The organism is Bacillus cereus (genome assembly GCF_002564555.1).
Lineage (GTDB): Bacteria > Bacillota > Bacilli > Bacillales > Bacillaceae_G > Bacillus_A > Bacillus_A cereus_K.
The window spans coordinates 21,628-47,587 of record NZ_NUVD01000009.1; the positions used below are offsets into that span (position 1 = coordinate 21,628).

Sequence of the window (25,960 nt, forward strand, 5' to 3'; positions counted from 1 at the left end):
TCTCTCCTTTACGCAATAATATCTACGAGTTTAAAACCAATATGTGCTAGATTGACCAGCATCGTTTTCTGATTATAGAACGGGAATGATTTGAGGCGTTCCTTTTCAAATCGATATCCACCTGCACTCCCCGTTGCGATCCATTGTGCCAATAACTTACCAAACAATGTTGAAAGAGACGCGCCGTGGCCCGTATAACCCGTTGCGAAATATGCGCCTTCTTTAGATCTGCCGATAACCGGGAACGTATCAATTGTCACGCCGATAAATCCACCCCACCGGTAATCAATCTTGCTTCCTTCTAGTTTTGGCATTATTTTAACCATAGCATCGTAAACACTTTGATAAACAGCATCGCCTAAGTTCGGGCGAATATCGCCTCCGCCAAATACGATCCGATTATCTGGTGTGCGTCTGAAATAGTAAAGGAAACTACTTGTATCAAAAACCATGCGATCATTAGGAATAACGGCACTCACCAGCGATTCTGGAAGCTGTTCAGTCGCAATAATGCGGGCCGAAATTGGTAGTACGCCTTTATTCAGTTCATTCATGATTTTTCCAGAGTAACCATCTGTAGCTACAATAATGTCTTTCGCTGTAACAGTACCTTTTTCTGTGACAACTTTCACACTGTTTCGACCGTACTCAATAGATAGTGCTTTCGAATGCTCAAAGATTTTTGCACCGATTGACTTAGCTGCTTCTCCCAAACCAATTGCATAGTTTAATGGTTGAAACGAGTAACTTGAGTCGTCGACTAGGCAACCATAATATTGTGGAGAATCAATTTCTTGATGCAACTGACTTCGATTAAGCACGCTACATTCATATCCGAAATTTTTGTTTAAGTATTCGCTTTCAAGTTTCAATCCTTCAAAATGCTTAGCTTTGTAAGCCGCCACAATGTGACCTGTCTTTCTAAAATTACAGTTAATTTGATGCTCATCGATAATGTTTTTTACTAGTTCAACACTAAACAGCGAAAGATCGTTAAGTTGTCTCGCCTCTTCGGCACCATACTTCTTGGCAAGCTCCTGCATCGTTGGCTTATAGCCTGGCAATACCATCCCGCCGTTACGACCACTTGCGCCATATCCGATTGTTTCCTGTTCAAGAACAATGACAGTCTTCCCTAATTTTTGCAAATGGTATGCAGAAGAAAGACCTGTGAAACCTGCGCCAATAATGACAACATCCGCCTCTTCATTTCCTTCAAGAGGTTTTCCTTTGTCATAGCTGTTTGCGGTCGCTGTCCACAGTGAGAGCGTATCCATTCGATCCATCTTATCCATAGCTAATCCTTCTCCTTTCGTGACATGTATGTTACAATACAGTCAAAAATATTCGAAATATTCTCACTTATTGAATTAATAATATGACTTGGAGTGTCCTCCAAGTCAATAGCCATTTTAGAGTTTTTTGAATTTATTTTGCGAAAAAACTGGAGTAACTCCACTTTTTTCATTGGGGGGACATCTATGAAGATTGGTACATTTGCAAAGCTTTTTCACGTTACGACTGATACCGTTCGTTATTACATTGAACTGGGATTATTAATACCTGACAAAAAAAACACCCAGTATCAAATGAACCAATTGTGTTTCGACGACATGGCTTTTATTACTGAACTGAAAAAATTTCATTTTTCATTGCTAGAAATCCAACGAATTTTATCATACCAGCGTGTCACAAACTTCTCGGACCATGAGGATATCGACTATTACAACAACTTGCTCATCGATAAAAAGGACGAGCTGATTAAGAAAAAAGAAGACATATCAAAAGCTATCCAATTGATTGAAAAAGCGATTCAAACCAGCTCTCCTTCTTCCGAAGAAGAGGACCTTACAGGGATTCCACTTTCCTTTGTAGATCTGCTCTATTGTCCGAAGTGCCACATTCCACTTGAAATGAAAGATGTAACAATTAAAAAAGTCTACATTTGTACGGGGAGTTTAACTTGCACTTGTGGATACGAGGCAGTTATCGAGGATGGTATAATCATTACCGCGAACTTGTACGAGACGTCTCCTTACCCGTCTTATTTTTACGATAAAGAAACGATTAAAGAGATTAATCCAAAAATGATTAATTTATTTGAAAAAAGTAACTTTCAATTTCAAAAATTTCTACAAAATATAGATTTGACAAACAAATTAATCGTGGAAACAAGCGTTGATGTTTTTGTGTCACTACCCAAATATATTGATGCTCTTGAAACGAGCGCATCCTATATATTCAGTGGATATTCGCTTGCGATGCTCAAGAAGGTTAGAAATAGAATTGAGCGTATGAATCCGAAGCCACGCGTCCTTTATATTTTAAATACCGATTTAAACCTACCGTTGAAACCGCTTAGCATCGACGTTTTTGTAGATAGTTTTACAATAACTGATTTTTCACTGCTCAATCCGCAGTTCCCAAGTCACGTTCTCAACAACTATTTACATAGCAATTCAACAATTGTCGGTGGGTACTCGTATTATGATAGCTCGGCCAAATCCTTGAAAAATATTTCAGCCTTATATCCAAATTCCCACGAGCAGATTTTATATCCAAAATACTTAGAAGAAAATTTATCAGTCAACGGATTTCAAATCACGCAAAGTGAAAATATCGGTTACTGTACAGATCCAGGACCTTATTTCGATTATCATGTAATAAACGAAAAATTCCACACGCTAATGTATTTGGCTAGTACGAAACAATAGCACACAAAAAGAAGTTATCCGAAAAACAGACTAGCTCAGAGATGAGACAGCACCCTTGTAGCTAAATCATGCTTCATCTAAAAAAGGAGCTCCCTTGATAAAGAGAGCTCCTTTTCTTATTTCTTTTTCTTTTCTGTCGGTTGGCTTTGTTTAGCGAAATTAGATGAATCATCGAAATTCGGTTGCTTTTTACCAGCATTATTACTTCTACCTTTTCCCATATGTAATGCACCTCCCCTCACCCTTACTGTTCCCAATAAAAAAATCCTCTTGCATCCAAGAGAATTTTTTATTGGACTCTTATTAATAATGCCCAACTGCAACGTTTTCATTTTTTGTTTCGCAAAGACCCCTCCGCACCACCATTACTAACGAAAACAGAACAACTACTTTCTATTCGTTCTTCTCAGAGATTATCTTTTCCTTCACTAATTAATTGTAAAAAACAAGCCATCCAACTCATAAAGTATGAATTAGATGGCTTATTCTGTATCAAAAAGAAAATCTGTTATTTGATTACTTCAATTTCCCCTCAAACACAATTTTTCTACCGCACGGTTCCACTACTGTTTTGCTGTCTTTCTTTACTTCATGAAAGATTGGCTCTTCCATACGACGAGACGGTGCGTAGCCCTCTTGTTCCATACGAGCTAAGCAGTCCGTAATTGTTTCGTTTTCGAGTACTTCAAATTTTTTCTTATTAGGTTGTTTTGTCATGCCCTAACCTACTTTCTATTTTTCTTGATGCAAATTGATTTTTCATATAAATAATATATAACATTGCGAGAACACCCATTATAATCATAACCGCAATAAAAAAGCTTGTATACTGTATTTTTTCTATAAATACGCCTCCTAATACAGGCCCCATAATACTTCCTATACTAAAGGCGATTCCGGATAATATATTACCAGCCGGTAGTAAATGTCTCGGTAATAGGTCAGTCATAAATCCAAGGCCTAATGAGAAGCACGATCCAATAGCCATACCAGCTAAAAGCATACACGCGAATACAATCCAGTAATATTGATCAAATACTGCTGCAAGTAAGAAAATGCCCGTACTTATACTGAATGTCCACGTTAAAATACGGTCTCTTCCGTATTTATCACTTAACATACCGAGCGGGATTTGTGTAATAATACCTCCAATCGCGAATGCTGGTATTAAGAAAGAAACATCTGATACAGACCACCCTTTGCGAAGTGCATATACTGGTAAGTTACTATTTATCATTGCTTCAAGCACACCATATGCAAGTGGACCAATAAGTGCAATCCAAGCTAATCCAACGACTTGTTTATAACGAGAAAATGATGACTCACTTTCCGTTTTCGTTTCATCTTGTGCTGGGAATGCATTTTTCGTTGGTAATAGTAAAATCCACCCTATTAAGCAAAGTATAGTAGATACGATAAATGGCGTTGCTAGACCGTACTGAACTGTACTTGCCAGATAAGGGCCAATTGCAAAACCAATTCCGCAGAATACGCCGTATATCGATACTTGCCTACCTATTTTACTAGGGTCTGCCGTTGTTGTAATCCACGTTTGTGTTCCGACATGAAGCATATGATCTCCAACGCCAACTAGGAATCTAAGAATAAACCATACCCAAAATGAAAATATTTGTGTAAAGAAGAATAATGAAATAATAACGAGAAAAACACCAATTACGATAATTGGTTTCATTCCAAACCTTTGCATCGGTTTTTCAAGAAACGGTGAAATAAATAATATCCCGATGTATAATGCCGTCGCATGAATACCGTTAATACTTGAACTAACCCCTTCTTGTTCAAAAATCATGGCGATTGTAGGCAGTAACATTCCTTGCGATAAACCAGAAATTGCTGCAACCCCAGCCATAATCCAAAATGTAAAACGCATTGACATCCTCTTCCCTCCTCTTCTCACACTGTCCACTTTTCATTATAAACGGTTTCTGTAAATGCGTGTACGAATATTCACAATAAAAAAAAAGCTAAAAGAATGAACCTTTTAGCTTCTTATCCTTCCCAAACTTGTGCTTTCACATGGTAATGAAAATGTTTAAAATATGGATTTTCATAAAATGATGGTCCATATAAGTAGTAATGTGCATGGGCGATTGGTGGCTGCTGTACTTGCAAAGGAACTACAGCTGGTGAAACTTGCATATACATCGGATCAATAATAAATTTTATATATTGGTGATGATTATATGGAGAATGATATATTAAAAACGGATTATGCATTGACTCTCTCCCCTTATACATACAAATGCTATAGTATATGCAAATTTTATATTTCGGGAATTATTTATTGTCTAACCAATCCTCTACATGTTTTATAAATACATCTAAACAATCAATAAACGGTGAATGTCCGCAATCTTCTAATACCTTCAACTCTGCGTTTGGCAAATGCTTTGCTAATTCTTCACCGACTACTTGCGGTACGACGTAATCTCTGTCACCTTGTATGACGAGTGTAGGAGCTTTAATACGATGAATTTGCTTATTCCCCTCTACAACTCCATTATGTTCATCCGAAATATTAAATGTAATGAGCGCATAATTCACATCTACGAAATTACGCTGCGTTAACATATCATCTAAATACTTTTCATAACGTGCCGGCTCAGGTTGATTATGTGTATATATTAATAGATTCCATACTGTACGGTAATATAATTTATTCATATTCTTTATCGCGTCTAGTACTGGAGCGATTTGTACTGGATCTTGCGCAATTTCTTCTTTCGTTTTTAATAAACTCGTTACGATCGGTTGCCCGTTAATATCTTTTTTAAAGATTGGATAGCCTTTCATTCCTACGGATTCTACTAAAATTAACTTTTCTACAAAATTCGGGTGATTCGCTGTAAATTGCATCGCAACACCACCGCCCATTGACCATCCCATTAACGAAAACTTCTCTAGCTTTAATTGATCGATAAATAATTTTACATCTTCTGCGAAGTCTTGTAATGAATCTATCGACTTATTATACGTCGATTGTCCAAATCCTCTTAAATCAAGAGCGTAAATATGGTATTGGTTTTGCAGCTTTTCGATAACTAAATCAAAGTGTTGTGACGATGTCATGTTCCCGTGAATGAGTACGAGAGTTTCTGTATTTCGCCTTCCAACTTCCTGATACGCAATCGTTTCTCCGTTCGATAGTGAAACAAACTCCATTGTTGCAGGCTTAATCATCACAAGTCCCCCATTCTTTTTAATAGAAAGAAAATTCTTTACTTAATTAAAGAATACCATGTAGAATGTATGTTCTCAACATAAAACCTATACGAAATTTTTACATAAATCAACATGTCTATTACTAGACAATTATAATAAAAAAGTATATAGTTAGCTAGGTAACTAATTTGAAAGGATCAAAATACATGGACGAAAAACAACATTTTTTTCATATCGTCAGCCAGACTTCTCGAAAGTTTACGAAGAAATTTAATGAACGCGTATCTCCAACTGGGTTGTTTAGTGCGCAATGGGCTGTTATTTTCCGCATTAATCAAACTGGATCTTGTACCCAAACAGAATTGTGCCAGTATTTAAATGTTGAATCACCAACGATGACTCGTACGTTAACACGTATGGAAACGATGGGTTGGATTATACGTACTGAAGGAAAAGATCGCCGTGAGAAGTTGATCTCATTATCTGATACTGCACTAGAAATGATTCCCTTATGGCAAGAAGAAGTTGATTCTTTTGAAGAAAAAACGCTAGAAGGTATTAAAGAAGAAGATTTACATCAGGCTTTTCAAGTGTTACAACAAATTATTAAAAATTTAGATTAAATTGGAGGGATGACGATGCAAAGTGAGAAACTTTGGACGAAGGATTTCCTCGGAACGTGTTTTAGTAGTCTATTTCTCTTTTTAACATTTTACATGCTTATGACTACTTTACCTGTCTATGTAATAGACGGCTTAAAAGGAAAACCTGAAGAAATTGGTTTAGTTGCAACTGTTTTTCTTATTTCATCTGTTTTATGTAGACCATTCACAGGAAAATGGCTCGATGATTTAGGAAGAAAGAAAATATTATTCATTTCACTTTCACTATTTTTAGCCGCTACCGTTATGTATTTCGGTACGCAAAGTTTATTTTTACTACTTGCCCTGCGCTTCTTACATGGCATTGGGTTCGGAATGGCAACTACTGCAACTGGTACGATTGTAACTGATGTTGCGCCAGCTCATAGACGAGGCGAAGCACTTGCTTATTACGGCGTATTTATGAGTCTGCCAATGGTAATTGGTCCTTTTTTAGGTTTAACAATTATTTCTCATTTTTCATTTACTGCATTATTTATCGTTTGTTCTGTATTTTCATTACTCGCATTTTTATTAGGATTATTAGTGAATATTCCACATGAAAAACCAGTAAGTAAACAAAAACGAGAAAAAATGAAATGGAAAGACTTAATTGAACCATCCTCTATTCCAATCGCTCTGACAGGATTTGTTTTAGCCTTTTCTTATAGTGGTATTTTATCCTTTATTCCTATTTATGCAAAAGAGCTTGGTTTAGGAGAGGTTGCTAGTTACTTCTTTATTGTATACGCACTTGTTGTTGTAATTTCTCGTCCATTTACAGGGAAAATCTTTGATCGTTTCGGTGAGAATGTACTTATTTATCCAGCTATTATTATTTTCACAATTGGGATGTTCATATTAAGCCAAGCACAAACTTCATTTTGGTTCCTTGGCGCAGGTATGCTAATCGGTTTAGGCTATGGAACATTAATTCCAAGTTTCCAAACGATTGCAATTTCTGCCGCTCCAAACCATCGACGTGGTTCTGCGACAGCTACTTACTTCTCATTCTTTGATAGCGGCATTGGCTTTGGTTCTTTCATTTTAGGTATCGTCGCTGCGAAATCAAGTTATCATAATATGTATTTTATCGCAGCTATTATTGTTGCGTTCACTTTACTTCTATATTATGGATTACACGGGCGCAAACAAAAATTCAAGAAACAACGTACAGACGGACAAGTATCCGCTTAACATAAATAAGGAAAGTAAACTTCTCCGTTTACTTTCCTTATTTTGTATTTCTTTCAATAGAAGCGTATACTTATAATAGAAAAAAAGGAGGGACATATATGAAACTTAAAAAATCTCCCCTACTCTTACTTATACTTACATTCATATTTGTAATTACAGGGCTTGGTTTTACTTACTTCAAACATAATAAAACGACTCCATCGAAAAATAACGTGACGAAGGAAAATTGGTTAGACGATCCATACTTACGTTGGTCGTACACACATATGAAAGAATTCACTTTAATTAACGAAGTGAATAATAACCCTAATCAAGTTTCCCACTTCCCTACTGCCTTGCAAAACTTAGATGATTTTGCTGTGGGGCGTGCCTTTGGCAATACAACGCCTCTAAAAAAACTTTTAGACGATAACAAAACAGATGCTTTTGTCGTTGTACATAATGGCCAACTTATTTATGAACGATATTTCAACGGGTATAAACAAAATGAACCTCATGGAATGGCATCAATAGCAAAAGTATTTACAGGTGCCATTATACAATCTCTCGCTGAAGAGAATCGTATTGATGTAGAGAAAACGGCTGACACGTACATAAGAGAATTAAACAATACACCGTTTGGAAAAGCTACCATTCAGCAATTAATGGACATGCAAGTTTCTGCTGAGTACCCGACTCACGGATATGTGAAACCTGGACTAGAAAATCAAGATGCGCAACTATATTTAGCTAGCAATATTTTACCCCGTGGCAAGAATTACGATGGTCCGCTGAACATTTATGATATGTTACGCGAAACTGAGGAAACTGCACCGCCTGGTTCTGCCTTTTCTTACAATAACGGATCAGCTGAAACGCTCGCTTGGGTTATTCGAGCAATCACTGGTAAATCATTAGCTGAAAATGTAAGCGAACGAATTTGGTCTCAAATTGGTATGGAAGAAAATGCGTATTACGTTACAGATGAAACAAAAGTAGAACAAGCTAGCGCTGGTTTAAATGCAACTGCTAGAGATATGGCGAGATTTGGTCAACTACTATTAAATAATGGGGAATATAACGGAAAGCAAATCCTCCCTTCCTCAATTACTGAAAGTGTGAAAAATGTACAAGAAGGCGAACTCGCAATCGGCAACGGTGCATCTATTTCTTATCATAATCAATGGTGGATTCCGCACAATGAACAAGGTGCTTTCGAAGTGCTAGGCAGTTACGGACAAACGCTTTACATCGATCCGAAAGCAAATATGGTAATCGTCCACTTCTCTTCTAACGCTGCACCAAGTAATGAAATACATTCGGTTTATTCCGATATGTATGTTGATATTGCCCATCATTTAGAGAAGCTTCCACAGTAGTGGGAGTTTTTTCTTGTTGGGGTGTTTTATTTAAATCAATTATACTTCAGATTTGAAAAGGTAATTATAAATCCCTACCCCATCGCAGTTATTCATAATTACTTTTTTATTAGCAATGCTAGTTCGTAGCACACTCTTATTTTTTCTATCCAACTTAGTATGACATATCCATTTATTAACAATATCAATTTATTAATAAATTACTACCACCTTGAATATCTGAATTTTCTATAAATTAAAGGTTATCACCTAACCAACCTCGAATATTGTAATAAACATACATAAGGAGGTTGATCTATTTTGTTTCGTTCATTTACAAATGGTTGCGTCGCCTTAGTGCAACGCTTCTTGCCAGAACCGTTTATTTTATCATGTTTATTAACTGTTTTTGTTATCTTCTTCGGCATGTTTGCGACTCACCAAACACCTGTAGAAATGATTAATCACTGGGGTAATGGAATTTGGGGCCTTCTCGCCTTTTCTATGCAAATGGCACTTGTACTCGTGACAGGGTCTGCATTGGCAAACGCGCCTCTTATTAAAAAAGGATTAACGAAAGCTGCAAAACTACCGAAAACGAATGGCCAAGGTATTATTGCCATTTCAATTGTAAGTTTACTTGGTGCATACATAAACTGGGGATTTGGTATTGTTGTATCTGTTTTATACGCAAAAGAAGTGGCAAGACAATTAGAAGGATTAGATTATAGACTAGCAATTGCTTCTTCTTACTCTGGATTTCTTATTTGGCATGCGGGGCTTTCTGCTTCTATTCCTCTTACGTTAGCAACAGGCGGCGAAACGTTAATCAAAACGACAGCTGGCAGTATTAAAGAAGCGATTCCAATAACTGAAACGTTATTCTCACCATATGCTCTCGTTCCAGTTATTATCTTTTTAGTTACGATGCCTCTCATAAATAAGGCAATGCATCCAGATGAAAAACATACGATTACGGTAGATCCTAGCGTGTTCCATGAAGAAGCTGCCGCTCAAGAAGTAGAGAAAAATACATTCGCTGAAAAAATGGAAAATAGCATACTTATTACACTTTGCATTGGATTATTAGGTCTCATTTATATTTTTAACTACTTTTATACGAAAGGTTTTAATCTTACGCTCGATATCGTGATTTTCATGTTATTAATTGCCGGACTAATTTTCCACCGGACTCCGATTCAATATATTCGCGCTTTTTCTGACTCAACGAAAAGTGCTTCTGGTATTTTACTTCAATTCCCGTTCTATGCAGGAATTATGGGGATGATGATTGGAGCAAATAGTGAAGGACTTTCACTTGGAGGAGCTATTTCTAATTTCTTTATTAGTATTTCAAACGAAACAACTTTCCCGCTCTTTACTTTTTTAAGTGCTGGCATTGTAAATATTTTCGTTCCATCAGGAGGCGGTCAATGGGCAGTACAAGCACCAATTATGATTCCAGCTGGTGCTGAACTTGGTGTACCTGCTGCGAAAACAGCAATGGCAATTGCATGGGGCGATGCTTGGACGAATTTAATTCAACCTTTCTGGGCATTACCAGCATTAGCGATAGCTGGCTTAGGCGCTCGTGATATTATGGGATTTTGCGTCATTAACTTACTATATGCAGGTTTTATCATTAGTCTATGCTTCTTATTTATTTAAACAAAAAGCTAGTTTTATACTAGCTTTTTTATATAATAAATCATTTATCCCGCATTAACAGTAAACTCCCACACCCACTGATTAAAGTTTCACTTTATTTCCCATGCAATTTATAATTGTTTTCCACTCTATCTCCGTAAGATTTAATGGCTCAAATGCAAAAAAATCTTCACATACTTTTTCAATCAGATGTGGATTTCCCCTTAAGAAATTCCACCGTAATACTTTAGGAAGAAAATGTATTTCATATTCTTTACTTTCCCGTACTACCTCATCAACTTCTCTTTTACAAATCCCTCTTATTAAATAATCATTTCTTAATTGTATTTGAATTTGTTGAAACGATTCGCTACATTTCTTTAATTGAAGTAAACACGTAATATACGTCCGAAAAAGTTCGTCATCATACTGACAACACTTTATAATACGATCAATTTCATTCATAATATACGAGCCTGTTCTTCTCTTCATTGAATACAAGTACTGGATCAAATTGTTCCTTGTATAAATCAAGTACCGTAACCGACTGACTTGTTCTCTCAAGTCCTTTTTGCACATGCTCTAATATTGCACCATTAAAACTTGAAGGATTAGGATGAGCGTATATAATCAGTACGTTCACTACAAAGACCCCCTCTATAGTTACAGCTTCCCCTTCTTTAACATCTTCTCTACAATTTGCACGTTTTTTGAGCTTTGTAATAAACGATTTAATACTGTGAGTAACTCTTCTTTTTCTAAACCGTTCAGTTTCTCTTTAACCGTACTCTCACCAGCACCTTGAATATCATAAACAACTGCCGCCATATGTTTACAATAATTTTCATATGGACACTCGCAACTACTTCCTGCAAAATCTTCAAGATCAATAACTACTTCATAATTTCCTGCATTACCAGTCACAAAAGCAAATACTTTATTATCATGTACTTCAATATCTTCTACATGTCCCTCTTCATAATATTCATAACCTCTATCAACAATGTATTTCGGAATATACCTATGTAGTTCTTTTAATAAATATGCGTACATCACATCACCTCTTCCTTTAATTCCCTTTTGACTTCAAAAACCCTGCATGTTATTCTAATTACTGTTAAGTAGCAAGTCTACGTAACAAAACGACTGACACCTATTCGGCGAAGGTGTCTCTTTTCATTTGCAGCCGATATGAAGTGCCTCTTTCAGGCACATTCAATCTTTGACACTACACACTCAACACCATTCCCTTGTATCAGGCTGCTTTAGCAGTCTTTTACACTACATACTTCAAAAAAAAGAGAGCTTAGCTCCCTTTTCTCGCCTTATAAAATACCCCTTTTTCAGCATAGAGATATTCATCATCAGCTAAAGTAATTTTCCCATCCAGTTTCAGTTCGTCTAATAGTCTTGATAAATAAAATTGATGTAACATTTTTTTTGTGAATTTTCCTTCATGATGCGAGACGATATGTTCTTGAATATCTAACAATGATATCGGCTTATCTTGCTCTATCATATATTCATAAACTGTACTACGCAGTTTTACGTATTTTTCGAGTGTCACAGTACTTCGCAACCCCTTTCTTCTTAATATACATTTTCGTAATCGGTTTTTTTGCAACAAAAAAACCTCTCCGATAAGAAGAAGTTACGTATATATCTTCGTCTTATCTCCCAGAACAAATATGTTCTGCTGGAATTAGCACCTGCATCGCGGTTGCTGGGTTTCATCGGGCCAGTCCCTCCACCTCTCTGGATAAGAAAATATTCACTTTAAACTTAACTATACGTAATTTCGTTTTAATTGTCAAATAAATTGAAACTTTAAATCAATGGAGCACTCCCACTAATTATTCGCCCACATCAATCAGGCATTTACAGGCAGTTGATTTCCCACCTCACTGAATTTTAATGTCCGTTAATGCAGGACAAATATAACAAATTATATTTTTTTCCTTACTGTTCATACTATACATATATGAACATTCAAGGAGGATTATGAAATGCATGAAAATGCTCGCGGATTTGTACAAAATTCTTTTCAATCATTACAAGAAGCAAAACATTGTTTAGAAGAGGCTCTACAGACCGCTGAACAAAATAGTAATCGCGCACGTATTGAGCAATCTCTTTACGCTGTAGAACAAGCTTTACAAAGATGTGATTATACTGCTTATATCTTAGAACAAGAATGAAAACTCCCCATCCTTTGGATGGGAAGTTCTTTCAAATGGCATACTTCATTATTATTGCCGTTATGATTAAAAACTATACAGAATTAACAATTTCTAACTCCCAACTGTTAATACGAGATAATATCCCAAAGATATAAAAAATGCTCCCTACAATTATGTAAGAAGCATGAAAAAGGCAAACGAATATGTAAGTCGCGACCCTACCTTATATAAGTATGCGTTTCTATGTCACGTTATGCTCATCTAATATACCGTATTTCTTTTTAAATCTTGTAAGAATCGTAATCCAAGACGTACTAAATAATAGTAGGAAAATAACATTTGAAATCGCATGACTCAGATCAAAGTAAAAACTTGCGATATAGTACGAAATAACAGTTTCCCACGTTGCTTCTTGTATAAAACCGAGAAGTCCCCAGAAATTCATGATCCAGCCAAATAAAAAGCCAACAATCAATCCATATAGCAATCTTCCCCATAGCTTTTTCATTAAAAACGTATTACGAAGTAAGCCTGCTATAAAGCCAATCATACCCCACGAAAACATTTGCCACGGCGTCCACGGGCCTTGCCCTAAAAAAATGTTAGATACAATAGCCGCTGTTGCACCGATCATAAAACCAGTTTCACTCCCAAACACGATTGCAGAAACGATAATGACAAAAGAAGTGGGTTGTACACTTGGTAAAATAGAAAATGGCACTCGGCTAACCGCTGCAATCGCTGCTAACACGGCAACGAGAACAATTTCACGTGAAACAAATGCCTTCCTTTCAAAACGAACATAGAAAGGTAACATAATAACAACTAATAAAAACAAACTGCTTAACATGTAATACCCGTCCATGATAAGTGTAGTAAACAGTAATGTGCCTATTATAACTGCAAAAATACATATTATGAATGCAACATATCGTTTGGACACGCTTCGTACACATCCTCCCACGTTAATGCATATGGCAATTCTTTTCGAATGAATCGGTTAATAGATGTCGTATAAAAGAAATTACCACTAAAAAATTCTTTCGGTGCATCATTCATAATAACTGTTCCATCAAATAACATCATGCATTGATCAACATATTTCGCTGCAAATTCAATATCATGCGTTGCCATTACAATGGTTGTCCCTTCTTTTTGCAATTTCCTAAATAGCTCGCCTACTCTTTCTTTCTTCCATGGATCCAATCCCTTTGTTGGTTCATCAAGTAATAATAAAGTGGGCTTTGACAATAACGTTGTACATAATGCGAGTAGTTGTTGCTCTCCCCCGCTACAATCATGCGGATGGCGTTCCTTAAGTGAATCTAACCAAAACCTTTTCAACATATCTTCTGCTATTTCTCTTCCTTGTTCTCCGTATAATTCACGCGCACGTTCATAAACTTCTTCCCACACTGTATCAAATGTAAAATGATAGTATGGATGCTGTGATACATACCCGATATTTTTAAATCGTTCTTTCGAATCAATTTTATGTATCACTTTACCATTCCACTTTACTTTCCCTCTTCTCGCTTTTTGCAACCCTGCTAATATCGTTAATAGTGTAGATTTCCCTGTACCATTTTTTCCAACGAGAGCTACCCATTTCCCTTTTTCAATCGATACGGTTAAATCTCGTAAAATAAGCGGACTATTTTTTTCATATTGAAAAGAAATATGCTCTGCATTTAAAATGACTTCTTGCTTTTCACTTTGTGCTATTGGCTCATTCACATATGATATTTCTGAAAAGTTATTCAGTTTCATTTGCGCTTCTCTCACTGTAAAAGGAATATCTCTCGCATTCCACTCTAAAAACAATCTTGGAATTTGCGGAATGAATGGACGGAAGCTTTCTACTTCCCACATTTTCGCTATAACCGTTTTAGGACTACCATCATACAGGATTCGGCCGTTATTCATACAAACAACGCGTGTTGCGAGTGGTATCACTTCATCTAAACGATGTTCACTTAAAATAATCGTAATTCCAAGTTCTTCATTAATACGCTTTAACAATCCTAAAAACTCTTTCGCAGCGATTGGATCTAACTGCGCTGTCGGTTCATCTAATAATAATAGTTTCGGTTGCATCACTAATACCGCAGCTAAATTCACAAGTTGCTTTTGCCCACCAGATAACGTATGAACAGATTGGTGCAATAAATCTTGAAAACCTAAAAAACTAATAAGCTCTGCTATTCGTTTTTGAATAATATGTGATGGTAACCCGATATTTTCTAAAGAAAATGCTAATTCTTGAATCACTGTATCCATTACGAGTTGATTTTCTGGATTTTGAAATACCATTCCAATTTCTTGCGCAGATAATAAATCAGGTACATCTTCTAATAAAATACCGTCATAATATGTATTTCCAGAACGCTTGCCAATTGGAAGTAACTCCTTTTTAAAATGTTTTAATAACGTCGTCTTTCCAGAGCCTGATCCGCCGACAAGTGCAATAAACTCGCCTTTTTGAACAGAAAGAGAAATATGCTGTAACGCGTATTCGTTTTCATCAGCATATACAAATGATAAATTCTTTATTTCTGCATGCGCCACCATATCCATTCCCTTCCTTCCATCATAATTGGTAAACTAATAAACATCGTAAATACGACAAACATCATTCCGTCGTATTGCTGAAATAAAATAGATTCGACTTTCGGATAAATAATTAATTTTCCTCCGCCATAACTACTTAGTATGACAGCAAATATAAATAGAATCATTAAATAACTGAGTGTATACCAATCTCGTCTTTCCATTCTATATCGAATATACGTCGTACGCTTGGTTACACCGAATCCACGAGCCTGCATAGAATCTGCTGTTTGGAGTGCATCTTCTAACGAACAAATTAATAATACTTGCAGCAACTGCATGCCATTTTTCACTCGTTCCACAATGGAGCCTGAATCAACTTGTACACCTTTCGTTTTTTGGACGAGTGTAATTTTCTGTAATCGCCTAATAAACAAAGGTACAAACCTTACTGTAATCATCGTTAACAATGCAACTTTCGGTGAAATTCTAGAAAACAAATATAAAAATTTATGACTTGAAATAATATCATTATAAGACGCGAACGTGAACATAACTGCAACTAACAATAATCCCATTACTAGTCCAAACATAATCGCCTCAAGCTTAATACGACTATCACCTAACCAAAATAACGTAGTTGCACCTCTATGTGTTAATAACGAATTAAATACAATTACCATAAAAAAGAAAATGATCGTACTCGGTAACATCTTTCTTATCTTTTCGCCATTCCCTTGCATCATATTTATAATAACAATTAATATAATTGCTCCAATTAAAAAAAGAGGATGAAGACACATCATACATAGTATCATCACCCCAATATAATAGAAAAAACTCACAAAAGGATGTAAAGAAGAAAAACTTATTTTCATAGTCCTTTACCGAAGTCCCTTTCTTATTTTAATACATACACCCACTCGATTGTATCTCCTGGTTTTACTGTAGCTACACCAGCACTATAGTTTGGAAAAGTACCATTCACACGATATTTCCATCCACTAGTAGCTGTAATATCTTTTTCATATAAATCATTAATACCTTTTACATAAATATCACCTTTAGATCCACTCGCATCAACATCTAGACCTGTGCGTTGTAATACTTTATAAACAGTATCTCCATCTTGTACATCAATCTTTTTCGCACCTAATAAGTAGCCTTCATTACCTTTTACTGAAATAGTAACTTGCTTTTCTTGTGGTTTAGGTACTGGTACTGGATCTGGTTTTGGTGGTTCAGGAGTTGGTACGGGCGGAGTCGGTATCGTTTTATTCTCTTTATTCGGATCTACTTTTTGCTCTTGCTTTGGTGTTTCTTTCGGCTGATTAACAACCTTCGCTTCTTCTTTTGCTTCTGGTGCTTTCGGTTGTTGTTGCTGTGGTTTCTCTTCTTGTGCTTTTTGTTGTTCTGGTTGTTTAGTAGCGGCCGGTTGTTCCTGAGGTTTTTCTTCTTTCTTTACTTCTGGTTGTGTCTGTTGCTTTTCCTCTTTCGGCTTCTCTTCTACTTTTTGTTCTTGTTTCTCTTTCTGCTCTTCTTGCTTACTCTGTTCCGGTTCAGCTTTGTTCTCTTCCGGTTTCAATTCTTCTTTCGGTTCTTCTTGTTTCGCTACCCCTTCTTGCTTTGGTTCTACCTTCTTCTCTGGCTGTACAGCTGCCTCTTCACATCCGGCAAGTAGCCCGAGCGAAAGCATTAAAGAAATGAACCATTTCATCTTACTCATATTATCTCTCACCTTTCATACGAAAATTAGGAGCAAATAATTGCTCCTAATCTTTGTTAAGCTGCTTTACGTCTCCATAATACATATGCAGAAGCAATACACAATACACCCATACCTACTTCTGCAGCCGCACTATGAGAAGATGCTCCTGTTTTTGGTAATTGACTACCATTTCCGGATTTTTCATCTTTAACCGGTTTATTATCTACAACAACTGTTAGATTTTCATCTTTTGTTTCTTGTTGTACTTGTTTTTGTTCTTTCGGTTCTTCTGTCACTTCTTTATCTACTACATTATTTTCTGGTTCAACAACCTTTTCTGGCTCTTCAATTGGTTTCGGCTTAGTCACTTCATCAACGACTACATTAGACCAATCATAAATCGATTTTCCAGGCTCTTTAAACTGAATTAAAGCTAATAACGCTTGCTCTGTAGCCATTCCACTACCATTTTGATCACTTGGTAACCATTTGAATTCACCATTTGGCAGTTGATATGACAGTAGATTTTGCACTGCCTTCTGAAGACGATTTTGATCTACATCTTTAACAAGTGATAATCCAATAATTGCTTGCGCAGTACTATTAGAATTTTCTTGTCCATCCGCAGAAAAACCACCATTTTCTAGCTGCTCTTTATATAAATACGCAGCAGCTTTTTGCACAGCTGGTTTCACATCTGGTCGATCTTGATAAGGAGCTAATGCTGATAAAACCATACCTGTTACATCAACGTTACTAGCACTATCTTTACTACTTTCACTATCATAAGTCCAGCCACCATCTGTATGCTGAGTATTTAAAATTGCCTCTACTAAAGCAACTCGATTCCATTTTGATTCAACTGGAATCTCATATTTCTTCGTATCAAATGCAAGTAAAGCAAATGTATAACCTGTAACAGAATTCACTTTATCTGATTCGTACAATTTTTGAACTAAGTTATGTTCGCCTACCTTTTTAGGGTCTGCATTCATTGCATTCATCATAATAATCGTTCTTGCTAAATCTGTTGCTGAAAAACGATTTATACGCTTTTCCACTTTTTCAGTTACTGCCTTAACATAATTTAATTGCGCCTCAATCGGTACATTCTTTCCAGAGCGAGAAAGCCCTAATGCTACCCAATCACTTTCAATTCCATCTTGTAACATCTTTTCAGACGTTTTAGAAATTGCTTCGTTTACTTGTGCTGCTGGAACTTGAACGTTCTCTTGTTTTGGTTGTTCTGGTTTTTTACCGTCTTGGCCATCTGGATTGTTTCCATCTGGTTTTTTACCGTCTTGGCCATCTGGATTGTTTCCATCTGGTGTTTTACCATCTTGGCCATCTGGATTGTTCCCATCTGGTGTTTTACCATCTTGACCACCTGGATTGTTCCCATCTGGTGTTTTACCACCGTTAGGATCTTCTGTTTTACAAGTGCCAATCTTATCTAACGTTTCTTTCAATGTTTCCTGACTCATATTGCTCCAGTCTACGAAACGGAATACAACAACGTCTCCAGACTCTAATTTATAACTATCTGCTCCAACTTCTGCAGATTTATCATTTACATCATACACCCATCCACTTGTAGCTCCGGCCATTAAGCCGTCAATGCCTTTTACATACGTTCCAAACGACATCGTTTCAGATGCTACTTTGTCCCCCATGACTTTTTGCAGCAAACTTAGAGCTGTTTCCCCATCTTCCATTTTTGCTTCTTTCGGACATAACATAATGCCTTTTTGTGAATCACCAATAATTGCAATCTTTGCTGTATTTCCTTCAGCAAACGTAATATGTACTGTATTCGCAAAAGAAACAAATACAAGTGTAACTGCCATTAACGACGTAAGCAGCCATCTTTTTAACATTGCCATCCCAAAATTTCCTCCCTTACTACCATTTACACAAAAAAAGGCCCTTCAAGGGCGTGCGATTGACACTCTCTTTTTGTAAGTGCCGAACAAAAATGCGCAACACCTCCTACCCACATAATTCGTGGCTATATTTGTATAGGAAAAACAATTTCGTTTATGAACGTATCATTGTGATAACATTCACTTTTCTAGGCAAAACTAACTTCCATTCAAGTTATCGTAAAAACGATAAACCTATACATTCTGTAAATTTTAAATTTCTGTATTATTTTACTATTGACAAAGAAATTTGTCCACGCTTTATCGGATTTATTTTCTAAGAATACTAACTTTCAAACCTACTAACTATGCAAACTATTTTCACTAATAATAACGCCATCTTCATCAGCATAAACATACTCATTTGGCTTCCATTCCACTTGTCCAAATTGCAACGAAATATTTCGTTCTCCTTTCCCCTCTTTTACACTTCTATTTGGCATCGTCCCTAACGCTAAAATACCAATATTAATATTCTTTAGTTCGCCAGAATCACGAACATATCCATTGACAATAATTCCTGCCAGCTTTCTTTCTTCCGCAATCGCAGCCAAATTATCGCCAAGTAATGCACAATTAGTAGAAGCCCCGCCATCAACAACTAATACCGTTCCTTCCGGTAATGTTTGCAACCCTTCTTTCACTAGTACATTATCATCCTTCACTTTCACCGTTGCAATCTTCCCATAGAATTGTTCTTTCTTCCCAAAAGATCGAAAAGACTGGCGACATATTTGTAATTCATTTTCAAACTCATCACATAGATCCGTAGTTTTCCACATCTTTTTCCCTCTTTTCCTTTTTCTTTCTATATAACATATTCTTGGATTATTTTCGTTTCCCTGTCTAATGTTGCAATAATTTGTATGTGGTCAAATAATCTTAGAAAGCCAGATTGCTATTTGCTTCAGCAAAAACTTCTATACTATTGAAACGCTACGAACTACTCCAGTAATAAATAAGAAAACAGCAAATACCCCGAAACAAACAACTTTTGTCGTTCATTTCGGGGTTACTTGACGTTTCTTTACTAGAAATAATTTTATTTATTTGGCAATGTATCGATATACTTTTTAACTACTTCATATACATATTCTTGATTTGCCGCTGCTGTATTTGGATTGTATTTTCCGCCGTTTGTTTTATTGTTCGATAACACTCGAATTCCTAAGAATGGTACGTCATAAGCTTTTGCGATTTGTGCTGCAGCAGCACCTTCCATTTCTTCTACAGATGTACCGTATTTTGTATGGAACCATTTCATTCTATCCACTTCATTATTCCAAACATCTGCTGAACCAATCGTACCTTCAACTACTTTACCTTTTGTATATGTGTCTTTTACCGCATTCGCTGCTGCAAGTAAATCCTTATCTCCCTCGTAGTATCGGACCTTCTCAGCATTTGGATCTTCTCCTGCACTTCCTTCAGAAGCCATTAAATCCATAGCAATCCATTTTGTCGGCTCAATTCCTTGATTCTCATCCATATTTGTTGTTTTTAATGAACCGATGTTTGCTACTTGTTTTCCTAAAACAATATCAAATACATTTAAATTTGGATCATGTCCACCTGATGTTCCTTGGTTAATAATCGCCTGAGGCTTATATTTTTCAATAGCTACTGCTGTAGCGGCAGCTGTATTTTCCATTCCTTTACCTGTTTTCGCTACGATTACAGGATAATTGTCGACAGTTCCTTTATAAAATACGAAAGTTCCAGACTTTTCTTCTTTCACATTTTTTAACCTTTTTGCAAACTTTTCAGCTTCTATCGGCATTGGCCCTTGAATTAAGATTGGTTTTTGATTGCTTTTTGCCTCAACTTGTTTTGGACTCGCATTACATCCCGCAAGTATCGAGAATGACAATGCAACAGTAGTTACTAGGGCAGCACATTTTTTCAACGTATTCTTCTTCATAAATAATCTCCTCTTTCTCTTGTTGTTTTCTATACTCGATACTTTTGGTCCAAACAAAAAAGTTCTAGAAATTGTAGAAGAACCTCTACTTTCTAGAACTACGGTAGTCAAAGTTAATTAAGCACATGCAAAATTATAAATCGGTAGCGTACATTACATAGCACGGCCGAATACTTTAACCCGTAGTCCAGTTCTTTCATTGGGAACTAGGTAGAAACGCTCGGACCATATTACCGAGTATATACGAGTGATGTTATTCAAAATTATTATATGGATAATATAACAAACTATTAGTGTGCGCGCAATAAAAATATGAACATTTTTTATACAAACTTTAAAAACGTTCGTTTTTAAAACGGTAATCAGATGAAAAAACTATTTTTCAATAGAATTAACCAGCAAAAACTTACCGCATACGAAACTAGATTCCCACTCAGCAACCGATCTTTTACAAACAGTTCCTCTCTCCTCCAACTTCCTCACCTAATTTTGATGTAAGAGTCTTACTACCTGTGATAATTTGGTAACTTAATCATTTTCGTTTTATTGTTTTTCCTTTTTTAACTTTTTAATTTTTTCCTTTAAGTCATTTGTATTTATGAATTTTTCTTTAAAATCTTTATTTTGCGGACTCACAGTATCTGTATTTTCATCCACTGGAAATCTCCCTTGGAAATCACCACTAGTTACATATTGACAACTAATTGGGCCTTTATATTTTTCCAAAAAAAGAATTACTTTTTTATTTTCTTTTATAACAGGAGCATTCTCAAAAACTACTTCAAATTGTTGGCCATCTTTCATTGATTGCTCCGTATCAAATGTCTTTTTATTTTTTGGATCGGACTTATATTCGAAAACTCCACCAGTTTGAAGAACCGTTATTTTATCGCCTACTTTAAGCTTATCATTACTTTCTAATACATCTGTGACAACAACTGTTGAAATGGTAAAATATACTTCGTTATATATCGTATATTTATTTTTAACTATATTCCCTTCAATTGCAGAGGAGCTGTCATTTACCAAAGTGGATGTGTCGTCATAGTATTTCACCATTTTTCCACCCATATTAATTACAGGAAAATCATTTGACACGGAGTTATTTGCTACCTCAGCAGTTTTTATCTGAGTTTTATTTACCGTGGCATCAGTTTTACTATTAAACTGAGAACATCCAGAAGCCAATAATACAACTGTTGTTATTATAGAAAATGGAATATATTTTTTCATTTTAAGGTCCTCCTATTAATTATTATGGGTACATCCTTGTAATTTCATCTAAATCAGCTTTACTTGGCGCAAGTACTTGCGGCCATCTAATACGCATTACACTTGTACTAATATCGTTATGAGCAAGACCCATAGCATGCCCTATTTCATGAGAAACAACACGTTCAGTGTTGGTATCGTATTTTTGCATATCTGCATAGTAGTAATCGTTCATATTGATCTTAGACCAACTCCAATTACCTGTTGGTGTTCCTGACCATGAGTTTAGTTTAGTACTACTACGGTACCATTCTGTTGAACCATACCATCCTGTATTCCCAAAATTACTAAACATTATATCAATATCGCTATCTGGTCTGTTAGTAGTTTGGCTAAACCAAATAGGTGTCCAGGTCAGTCCACCATTACTATTATTCCATTTTGTCATTGCGTTTACAGATGAGTTCCTTTGATAAGTATTCGCATTTCCAATGTAATATAATTTATTACCTACACCGCCAATCATTCTATAACTATTATACGCATCTGCTGCATAAACCTTGTTTTGAATGTTAAAACTCAAGAAACCTAAGATTACAAGTAGCGAACTTAAAACAAGAAATCTTTTCCTGCTTCCCCTCATTGATAACCTCTCCTTTTTAAAGTTTGATTATTTTCTAATCATCGAATACCATCTTTGGAGAAAATACGTACCCTCTCTTGTTTATTGGACCCAAAATTGTAACCCCCTAGTTACCGTTTTGTTTATCCTCCTTTCGAACATTATTTAAAATATGTACCTGTACATATTTTAAAATATTCATAATATTCAGACAACGATATCCATTCGTCATTTTCCGTGTGTTTCTACAAATTTTACAGAAGTACGTAGATTTGAAGAACATTTAAATAAACAACAATTTCCTACTCGGTGTATTTTTGTAATAAGCAGATTTTTTCGGCTCGTTTGCTTTTCTGGCCAAGCCGAAGGACAAAAAGCAATTGAAGACCAAAAGACAAGATCAAAACAAAAAAGCACTCCCTCCGAATCCAATAGAAGGAAAGCCTTTCTTTTACCGATGGTTATTTCTTGAACCTTCATTAAAACACGCTCCCATCCTCTATTTATTATTAAGAGTACCTGTAATCTTAATATTGATAATTATGATTGTTTATTTAAGGTCTTCGCGCCGAGGCTTTGTCCTTCTCCCAAAGCCAAACAAATGATTCAAATTACACGTCTATATTACATTGATTAAACCGAATATTTAATCTTTATTCATTTTGTAAATAAAAAAGGACAATCAGCCCCATAATGGACTAACTATCCTATAAATTATTATCTAAATTCAATAAAACTATAACTTCTTTCCCTATGTATATTTACTTCGTTACCTCACCAAACTGCGCTCTTGTCACTTTCGCCAAGTCATCCACTTTCAGCTCAATTTGTATACCGATTTTCCCGCCACTTACTATCATCGTTTCAAGTATTTGTGCGCTCTCATCAATGCATGTAGAAAATAACTTCTTCATGCCGACTGGCGAACAACCACCGCGAATGTATCCTGTCACTTTCGTAATATCTTTTACAGCAATCATTTCAATCTTCTTTTCACTTACTGCTTTTGCCGCTGCTTTTAAATTCAATTCCTCATCTACTGGAATAATAAAAACATGATAATTTTTACTATTTCCTTGAGCAATTAACGTTTTATATACTTCTCTCACTTCTCGTCCAATTTTCTCAGCTACTGATACGCCATCAATTTTTCCGTCGTCTGGATCATATGACATCATCGAATATTCGATTTTTTCTTTATCTAATATTCGCATCGCATTTGTTTTATCTTTTTTCATAGTGATCTGCTACTAAAAATATAGACAAATGTATATTCTTAGAGTATTCCTGCTTCTACGTGTCCTGTCTCGCCAATTACTCGCTACTACAGTTTGCTGTAACACTCCACAGGCGTAAATTCCGATGTAGCCCACCGTACATATATACAATCTATTTACGTTAGTATTGTATATTTTTTTGCTTGTAAAAGGTTGATTGACGCGTTCAAATCTCTATCTATTACATTTCCACAGTCACATTCATATACTCGGTCAGATAGCTTTAAGTCTACTTTCTTTTGACCACAACATGAGCACAACTTTGACGATGGATAAAACCGGTCTACTTGACGTAATTCAATTCCATATTCCTCACATTTAGTCAAAAGCCACGTTTTAAAAGCATAAAAAGACTGCTTGGCAATTGTTTTAGATAGGTGTTTATTCTTCAACATACCTTTCACATTCAAATCTTCCACTGTAATAAACATTGGCTTGATTTTCACCACATTCGTTACAATAGACTTTACATACTCTAGTCGAATATTCGCTAATCGAGCACATAGCTTTTGCACCCTAAGAACATTTTTATCTATATTCGCTCTTTTATTAGTAACAGATTTTCCACCTCTCTTTTTTATATTTTCATATTTCCGCGCTAAAGAGCGTTGTTCACGTTTTAACCGTTTTTCTATCTGTTTTACTTTTATTGTTTTGTTGATGTTTTCGTGAACGATACCATCGCTACGTGTAGCAAAATCCTTCACTCCTAAATCAATCCCTAGACCTATTTTAGTGAGTATTAGCTTTGTTGCCGTCTCTTCCAATTCGCAAAGTACAGATACAAAATATCTTCCTGCTCTTTGATACACTGTGCCACTTTTTACAGTTGCATTTTTAGGGATATACCCATATTCTTTTAACCTTACCCAACCAATTGTGGGGATTTTTACTCTATGCCTTTCTACTGTCCAATCTGTTTTGTTGTTTTTAGGAAAATAGCACTTTACATCTTGCTTTTTCTTTTTCTTATATCGTGGAAATTTAGATAAACCCTTAAAAAATCGCTTAAAAGCTTTATCCCCGTTCATAATCGCTTGTTTTACAGCTTTACTTGATACTTCTTTTATCCACTGATCACATTCTTTTGTATAGACATTGTTCAACCATTTTGAAAAGTCATATCCACTTAGAAACTTTCCTTCTGCTTCATACAACTCTTTGTTTTTAGAGATATACAGGTTGTAAACATACCTACACACACCAATCGTCTGATTTATTTGGGTTATTTGTTCTTTTGTCGGATGAATTTCTATTAGATATGCTCTTTTCATAAATCTTCATCCTCCGATATTTTCTTTTTGTATTTCCTTAACCCGTAAATTCTACAACTGAATACATGAACGATAAATAGTAAATCTTGAATAAGCTCTTCCTGTGAAGATAATTTTTCATTCGTTACAACAATAATCTCTTCCCAAAACTTACTAAAGAATTTTTCAAACCATTCATAACCAAAACGTATGAACCTATCTCTGATAGTCTTTATACTGTTTATCTGTATAATATCTTCTTCCTTTAGGGTTTCGGTAAGCGGTCAATACAGCCTCGTTACCCCATCTCTGTAAAGTTCTTGCAGATACATTAATTATTTCAGCAAATTCTTTTGGTTTATATTGCATCATAGGTAGATTGTAATACATTTGTCTATATTTGTGTAAATTTCATATGACTGTATTTAGCTCCTTAAAAAGTTATTTCATATTATTAAGTTTTCTTTTATTATACACTCTTTTCCATTTCTCCTACATAACTTCACGTATATTTCAAAACTAAAAATATTGATAATTCAAAAATCATCTGATATAATTTGGAAAAACTTATGTTAAGGAGAGATTTGTAATGCGAA

Annotated in this window: 26 protein-coding genes, 2 pseudogenes and 2 riboswitches; of the genes and pseudogenes, 6 read left to right on the forward strand and 22 right to left on the reverse strand. The window is 35.7% G+C overall.

All coding sequences use genetic code 11. The annotated features are described in order from the left end of the window. Positions 1 to 8: 8 nt before the first annotated feature. Positions 9 to 1,295 (reverse strand): NAD(P)/FAD-dependent oxidoreductase, encoded by a 1,287-nt coding sequence (locus COI75_RS04060; protein ID WP_000359790.1) that lies wholly within the window; start codon positions 1,293 to 1,295, stop codon positions 9 to 11. A 186-nt stretch (positions 1,296 to 1,481) separates the two neighbouring features. Between COI75_RS04060 and COI75_RS04065 the strand changes: the two genes are divergently transcribed. After that, positions 1,482 to 2,714, forward strand: coding sequence for a MerR family transcriptional regulator (locus COI75_RS04065; protein ID WP_000690186.1), 1,233 nt, complete (start codon positions 1,482 to 1,484; stop codon positions 2,712 to 2,714). 516 nt (positions 2,715 to 3,230) lie between these two features. Here COI75_RS04065 and COI75_RS04075 read toward each other — a convergent pair. The 4 genes from COI75_RS04075 to phaZ form a co-directional block, all read right to left on the reverse strand. Then, a complete protein-coding gene (locus COI75_RS04075; protein WP_000166304.1) occupies positions 3,231 to 3,431 on the reverse strand; it encodes an NETI motif-containing protein in 201 nt (66 codons plus the stop codon). After that, positions 3,415 to 4,611, reverse strand: a complete 1,197-nt coding sequence (locus COI75_RS04080; RefSeq protein ID WP_000062774.1) for an MFS transporter — start codon at positions 4,609 to 4,611, stop codon at positions 3,415 to 3,417. The genes COI75_RS04075 and COI75_RS04080 overlap by 17 nt, the downstream gene beginning before the upstream one ends. Before the next feature lie 113 nt (positions 4,612 to 4,724). Next, on the reverse strand, positions 4,725 to 4,952 hold the full coding sequence (locus COI75_RS04085) for a hypothetical protein (RefSeq protein WP_000551795.1): 228 nt from the start codon (positions 4,950 to 4,952) through the stop codon (positions 4,725 to 4,727). A gap of 60 nt (positions 4,953 to 5,012) precedes the next feature. Further along, positions 5,013 to 5,915, reverse strand: coding sequence for an intracellular short-chain-length polyhydroxyalkanoate depolymerase (phaZ, locus tag COI75_RS04090; protein WP_000594889.1), 903 nt, complete (start codon positions 5,913 to 5,915; stop codon positions 5,013 to 5,015). 188 nt (positions 5,916 to 6,103) lie between these two features. Here phaZ and COI75_RS04095 point away from each other — a divergent pair, with 188 nt between their 5' ends. From COI75_RS04095 to COI75_RS04110, 4 genes are all read left to right on the forward strand, one after another. Next, a complete protein-coding gene (locus tag COI75_RS04095) occupies positions 6,104 to 6,520 on the forward strand; it encodes a MarR family winged helix-turn-helix transcriptional regulator (protein ID WP_000343672.1) in 417 nt (138 codons plus the stop codon). 15 nt (positions 6,521 to 6,535) lie between these two features. Then, a complete protein-coding gene (locus tag COI75_RS04100) occupies positions 6,536 to 7,735 on the forward strand; it encodes an MFS transporter (RefSeq protein ID WP_001190336.1) in 1,200 nt (399 codons plus the stop codon). A 98-nt stretch (positions 7,736 to 7,833) separates the two neighbouring features. Further along, positions 7,834 to 9,093: a serine hydrolase domain-containing protein gene (locus tag COI75_RS04105; RefSeq protein WP_000768734.1), complete on the forward strand. Its 1,260-nt coding sequence runs from the start codon at positions 7,834 to 7,836 to the stop codon at positions 9,091 to 9,093. 300 nt (positions 9,094 to 9,393) lie between these two features. After that, complete coding sequence (locus COI75_RS04110) at positions 9,394 to 10,740, forward strand: short-chain fatty acid transporter (protein WP_000490003.1); 1,347 nt, start codon at positions 9,394 to 9,396, stop codon at positions 10,738 to 10,740. 81 nt (positions 10,741 to 10,821) lie between these two features. Here COI75_RS04110 and COI75_RS04115 read toward each other — a convergent pair whose 3' ends face one another. From COI75_RS04115 to COI75_RS04130, 4 genes and pseudogenes are all read right to left on the reverse strand, one after another. Beyond that, positions 10,822 to 11,184, reverse strand: a complete 363-nt coding sequence (locus COI75_RS04115) for a hypothetical protein (RefSeq protein WP_001002297.1) — start codon at positions 11,182 to 11,184, stop codon at positions 10,822 to 10,824. Between the two features lie 10 nt (positions 11,185 to 11,194). After that, positions 11,195 to 11,362, reverse strand: a pseudogene (locus COI75_RS04120) (NAD(P)H-dependent oxidoreductase); the annotation flags it as partial. A 20-nt stretch (positions 11,363 to 11,382) separates the two neighbouring features. Next, complete coding sequence (locus COI75_RS04125) at positions 11,383 to 11,772, reverse strand: SWIM zinc finger family protein (RefSeq protein ID WP_000271535.1); 390 nt, start codon at positions 11,770 to 11,772, stop codon at positions 11,383 to 11,385. 253 nt (positions 11,773 to 12,025) lie between these two features. Next, positions 12,026 to 12,346 (reverse strand): hypothetical protein, encoded by a 321-nt coding sequence (locus COI75_RS04130; protein ID WP_002095498.1) that lies wholly within the window; start codon positions 12,344 to 12,346, stop codon positions 12,026 to 12,028. Between the two features lie 40 nt (positions 12,347 to 12,386). Continuing rightward, positions 12,387 to 12,485: riboswitch (SAM riboswitch) on the reverse strand. Between the two features lie 240 nt (positions 12,486 to 12,725). On the opposite strand from COI75_RS04130, the gene COI75_RS04135 reads away from it, so the two are divergent. After that, the gene (locus COI75_RS04135) at positions 12,726 to 12,917 is read left to right on the forward strand and encodes a hypothetical protein (protein WP_000544997.1); all 192 of its coding nucleotides are present in this window, start codon (positions 12,726 to 12,728) and stop codon (positions 12,915 to 12,917) included. Positions 12,918 to 13,140: 223 nt separating this feature from the next. Here the strand turns inward: COI75_RS04135 and COI75_RS04140 are convergent, their stop codons facing one another. From COI75_RS04140 to COI75_RS04205, 13 genes and pseudogenes are all read right to left on the reverse strand, one after another. Further along, a complete protein-coding gene (locus COI75_RS04140) occupies positions 13,141 to 13,842 on the reverse strand; it encodes an ECF transporter S component (RefSeq protein ID WP_002095497.1) in 702 nt (233 codons plus the stop codon). Continuing rightward, positions 13,815 to 15,476, reverse strand: a complete 1,662-nt coding sequence (locus COI75_RS04145; protein WP_002095493.1) for an ABC transporter ATP-binding protein — start codon at positions 15,474 to 15,476, stop codon at positions 13,815 to 13,817. The genes COI75_RS04140 and COI75_RS04145 overlap by 28 nt, the downstream gene beginning before the upstream one ends. Then, a complete protein-coding gene (locus tag COI75_RS04150; RefSeq protein ID WP_002095492.1) occupies positions 15,449 to 16,327 on the reverse strand; it encodes an energy-coupling factor transporter transmembrane component T in 879 nt (292 codons plus the stop codon). The genes COI75_RS04145 and COI75_RS04150 overlap by 28 nt, the downstream gene beginning before the upstream one ends. 23 nt (positions 16,328 to 16,350) lie before the next feature. After that, complete coding sequence (locus COI75_RS04155) at positions 16,351 to 17,175, reverse strand: DUF4430 domain-containing protein (RefSeq protein ID WP_000041450.1); 825 nt, start codon at positions 17,173 to 17,175, stop codon at positions 16,351 to 16,353. Positions 17,176 to 17,231: 56 nt separating this feature from the next. After that, on the reverse strand, positions 17,232 to 19,040 hold the full coding sequence (locus COI75_RS04160; protein ID WP_098448246.1) for a DUF4430 domain-containing protein: 1,809 nt from the start codon (positions 19,038 to 19,040) through the stop codon (positions 17,232 to 17,234). Positions 19,041 to 19,381: 341 nt separating this feature from the next. Further along, the gene (gene rraA / locus COI75_RS04165) at positions 19,382 to 19,861 is read right to left on the reverse strand and encodes a ribonuclease E activity regulator RraA (protein WP_000266064.1); all 480 of its coding nucleotides are present in this window, start codon (positions 19,859 to 19,861) and stop codon (positions 19,382 to 19,384) included. A gap of 260 nt (positions 19,862 to 20,121) precedes the next feature. Further along, entirely contained in the window at positions 20,122 to 21,000 is an 879-nt protein-coding gene (locus COI75_RS04170; RefSeq protein WP_000742455.1) for a 5'-methylthioadenosine/S-adenosylhomocysteine nucleosidase, read from the reverse strand. Between the two features lie 163 nt (positions 21,001 to 21,163). After that, positions 21,164 to 21,267: riboswitch (purine riboswitch) on the reverse strand. Positions 21,268 to 21,543: 276 nt separating this feature from the next. Then, positions 21,544 to 22,233, reverse strand: a complete 690-nt coding sequence (locus COI75_RS04175) for a hypothetical protein (protein ID WP_000760074.1) — start codon at positions 22,231 to 22,233, stop codon at positions 21,544 to 21,546. Between the two features lie 22 nt (positions 22,234 to 22,255). Beyond that, positions 22,256 to 22,855 (reverse strand): matrixin family metalloprotease, encoded by a 600-nt coding sequence (locus COI75_RS04180; RefSeq protein WP_001215020.1) that lies wholly within the window; start codon positions 22,853 to 22,855, stop codon positions 22,256 to 22,258. Positions 22,856 to 23,062: 207 nt separating this feature from the next. Continuing rightward, on the reverse strand, positions 23,063 to 23,314 hold the full coding sequence (locus COI75_RS04185; protein ID WP_000867920.1) for a hypothetical protein: 252 nt from the start codon (positions 23,312 to 23,314) through the stop codon (positions 23,063 to 23,065). 281 nt (positions 23,315 to 23,595) lie between these two features. Continuing rightward, complete coding sequence (gene ybaK, locus COI75_RS04190) at positions 23,596 to 24,072, reverse strand: Cys-tRNA(Pro) deacylase (RefSeq protein ID WP_000710853.1); 477 nt, start codon at positions 24,070 to 24,072, stop codon at positions 23,596 to 23,598. Positions 24,073 to 24,227: 155 nt separating this feature from the next. Then, on the reverse strand, positions 24,228 to 25,361 hold the full coding sequence (locus COI75_RS04200; protein ID WP_232288630.1) for an RNA-guided endonuclease InsQ/TnpB family protein: 1,134 nt from the start codon (positions 25,359 to 25,361) through the stop codon (positions 24,228 to 24,230). Then, a pseudogene (locus COI75_RS04205) lies at positions 25,306 to 25,736 on the reverse strand (IS607 family transposase). The gene COI75_RS04200 and the pseudogene COI75_RS04205 overlap by 56 nt, the downstream one beginning before the upstream one ends. Positions 25,737 to 25,960: the final 224 nt, after the last annotated feature.

What these genes read in the sequence shown, in the direction of transcription:
- ybaK (WP_000710853.1), bottom strand. Translation starts at nt 24,072, where the DNA reads ATGAAAAAAGATAAAACAAATGCGATGCGAATATTAGATAAAGAAAAA.
- COI75_RS04135 (WP_000544997.1), top strand. Translation starts at nt 12,726, where the DNA reads ATGCATGAAAATGCTCGCGGATTTGTACAAAATTCTTTTCAATCATTA.
- COI75_RS04145 (WP_002095493.1), bottom strand. Translation starts at nt 15,476, where the DNA reads ATGGATATGGTGGCGCATGCAGAAATAAAGAATTTATCATTTGTATAT.
- COI75_RS04160 (WP_098448246.1), bottom strand. Translation starts at nt 19,040, where the DNA reads ATGGCAATGTTAAAAAGATGGCTGCTTACGTCGTTAATGGCAGTTACA.
- rraA (WP_000266064.1), bottom strand. Translation starts at nt 19,861, where the DNA reads ATGTGGAAAACTACGGATCTATGTGATGAGTTTGAAAATGAATTACAA.
- COI75_RS04095 (WP_000343672.1), top strand. Translation starts at nt 6,104, where the DNA reads ATGGACGAAAAACAACATTTTTTTCATATCGTCAGCCAGACTTCTCGA.
- COI75_RS04175 (WP_000760074.1), bottom strand. Translation starts at nt 22,233, where the DNA reads ATGAAAAAATATATTCCATTTTCTATAATAACAACAGTTGTATTATTG.
- COI75_RS04080 (WP_000062774.1), bottom strand. Translation starts at nt 4,611, where the DNA reads ATGTCAATGCGTTTTACATTTTGGATTATGGCTGGGGTTGCAGCAATT.
- COI75_RS04150 (WP_002095492.1), bottom strand. Translation starts at nt 16,327, where the DNA reads ATGAAAATAAGTTTTTCTTCTTTACATCCTTTTGTGAGTTTTTTCTAT.
- COI75_RS04060 (WP_000359790.1), bottom strand. Translation starts at nt 1,295, where the DNA reads ATGGATAAGATGGATCGAATGGATACGCTCTCACTGTGGACAGCGACC.
- COI75_RS04075 (WP_000166304.1), bottom strand. Translation starts at nt 3,431, where the DNA reads ATGACAAAACAACCTAATAAGAAAAAATTTGAAGTACTCGAAAACGAA.
- COI75_RS04180 (WP_001215020.1), bottom strand. Translation starts at nt 22,855, where the DNA reads ATGAGGGGAAGCAGGAAAAGATTTCTTGTTTTAAGTTCGCTACTTGTA.
- COI75_RS04185 (WP_000867920.1), bottom strand. Translation starts at nt 23,314, where the DNA reads ATGAAGGTTCAAGAAATAACCATCGGTAAAAGAAAGGCTTTCCTTCTA.
- COI75_RS04170 (WP_000742455.1), bottom strand. Translation starts at nt 21,000, where the DNA reads ATGAAGAAGAATACGTTGAAAAAATGTGCTGCCCTAGTAACTACTGTT.
- COI75_RS04100 (WP_001190336.1), top strand. Translation starts at nt 6,536, where the DNA reads ATGCAAAGTGAGAAACTTTGGACGAAGGATTTCCTCGGAACGTGTTTT.
- COI75_RS04115 (WP_001002297.1), bottom strand. Translation starts at nt 11,184, where the DNA reads ATGAATGAAATTGATCGTATTATAAAGTGTTGTCAGTATGATGACGAA.
- COI75_RS04085 (WP_000551795.1), bottom strand. Translation starts at nt 4,952, where the DNA reads ATGCATAATCCGTTTTTAATATATCATTCTCCATATAATCATCACCAA.
- COI75_RS04125 (WP_000271535.1), bottom strand. Translation starts at nt 11,772, where the DNA reads ATGTACGCATATTTATTAAAAGAACTACATAGGTATATTCCGAAATAC.
- COI75_RS04065 (WP_000690186.1), top strand. Translation starts at nt 1,482, where the DNA reads ATGAAGATTGGTACATTTGCAAAGCTTTTTCACGTTACGACTGATACC.
- phaZ (WP_000594889.1), bottom strand. Translation starts at nt 5,915, where the DNA reads ATGATTAAGCCTGCAACAATGGAGTTTGTTTCACTATCGAACGGAGAA.
- COI75_RS04155 (WP_000041450.1), bottom strand. Translation starts at nt 17,175, where the DNA reads ATGAGTAAGATGAAATGGTTCATTTCTTTAATGCTTTCGCTCGGGCTA.
- COI75_RS04105 (WP_000768734.1), top strand. Translation starts at nt 7,834, where the DNA reads ATGAAACTTAAAAAATCTCCCCTACTCTTACTTATACTTACATTCATA.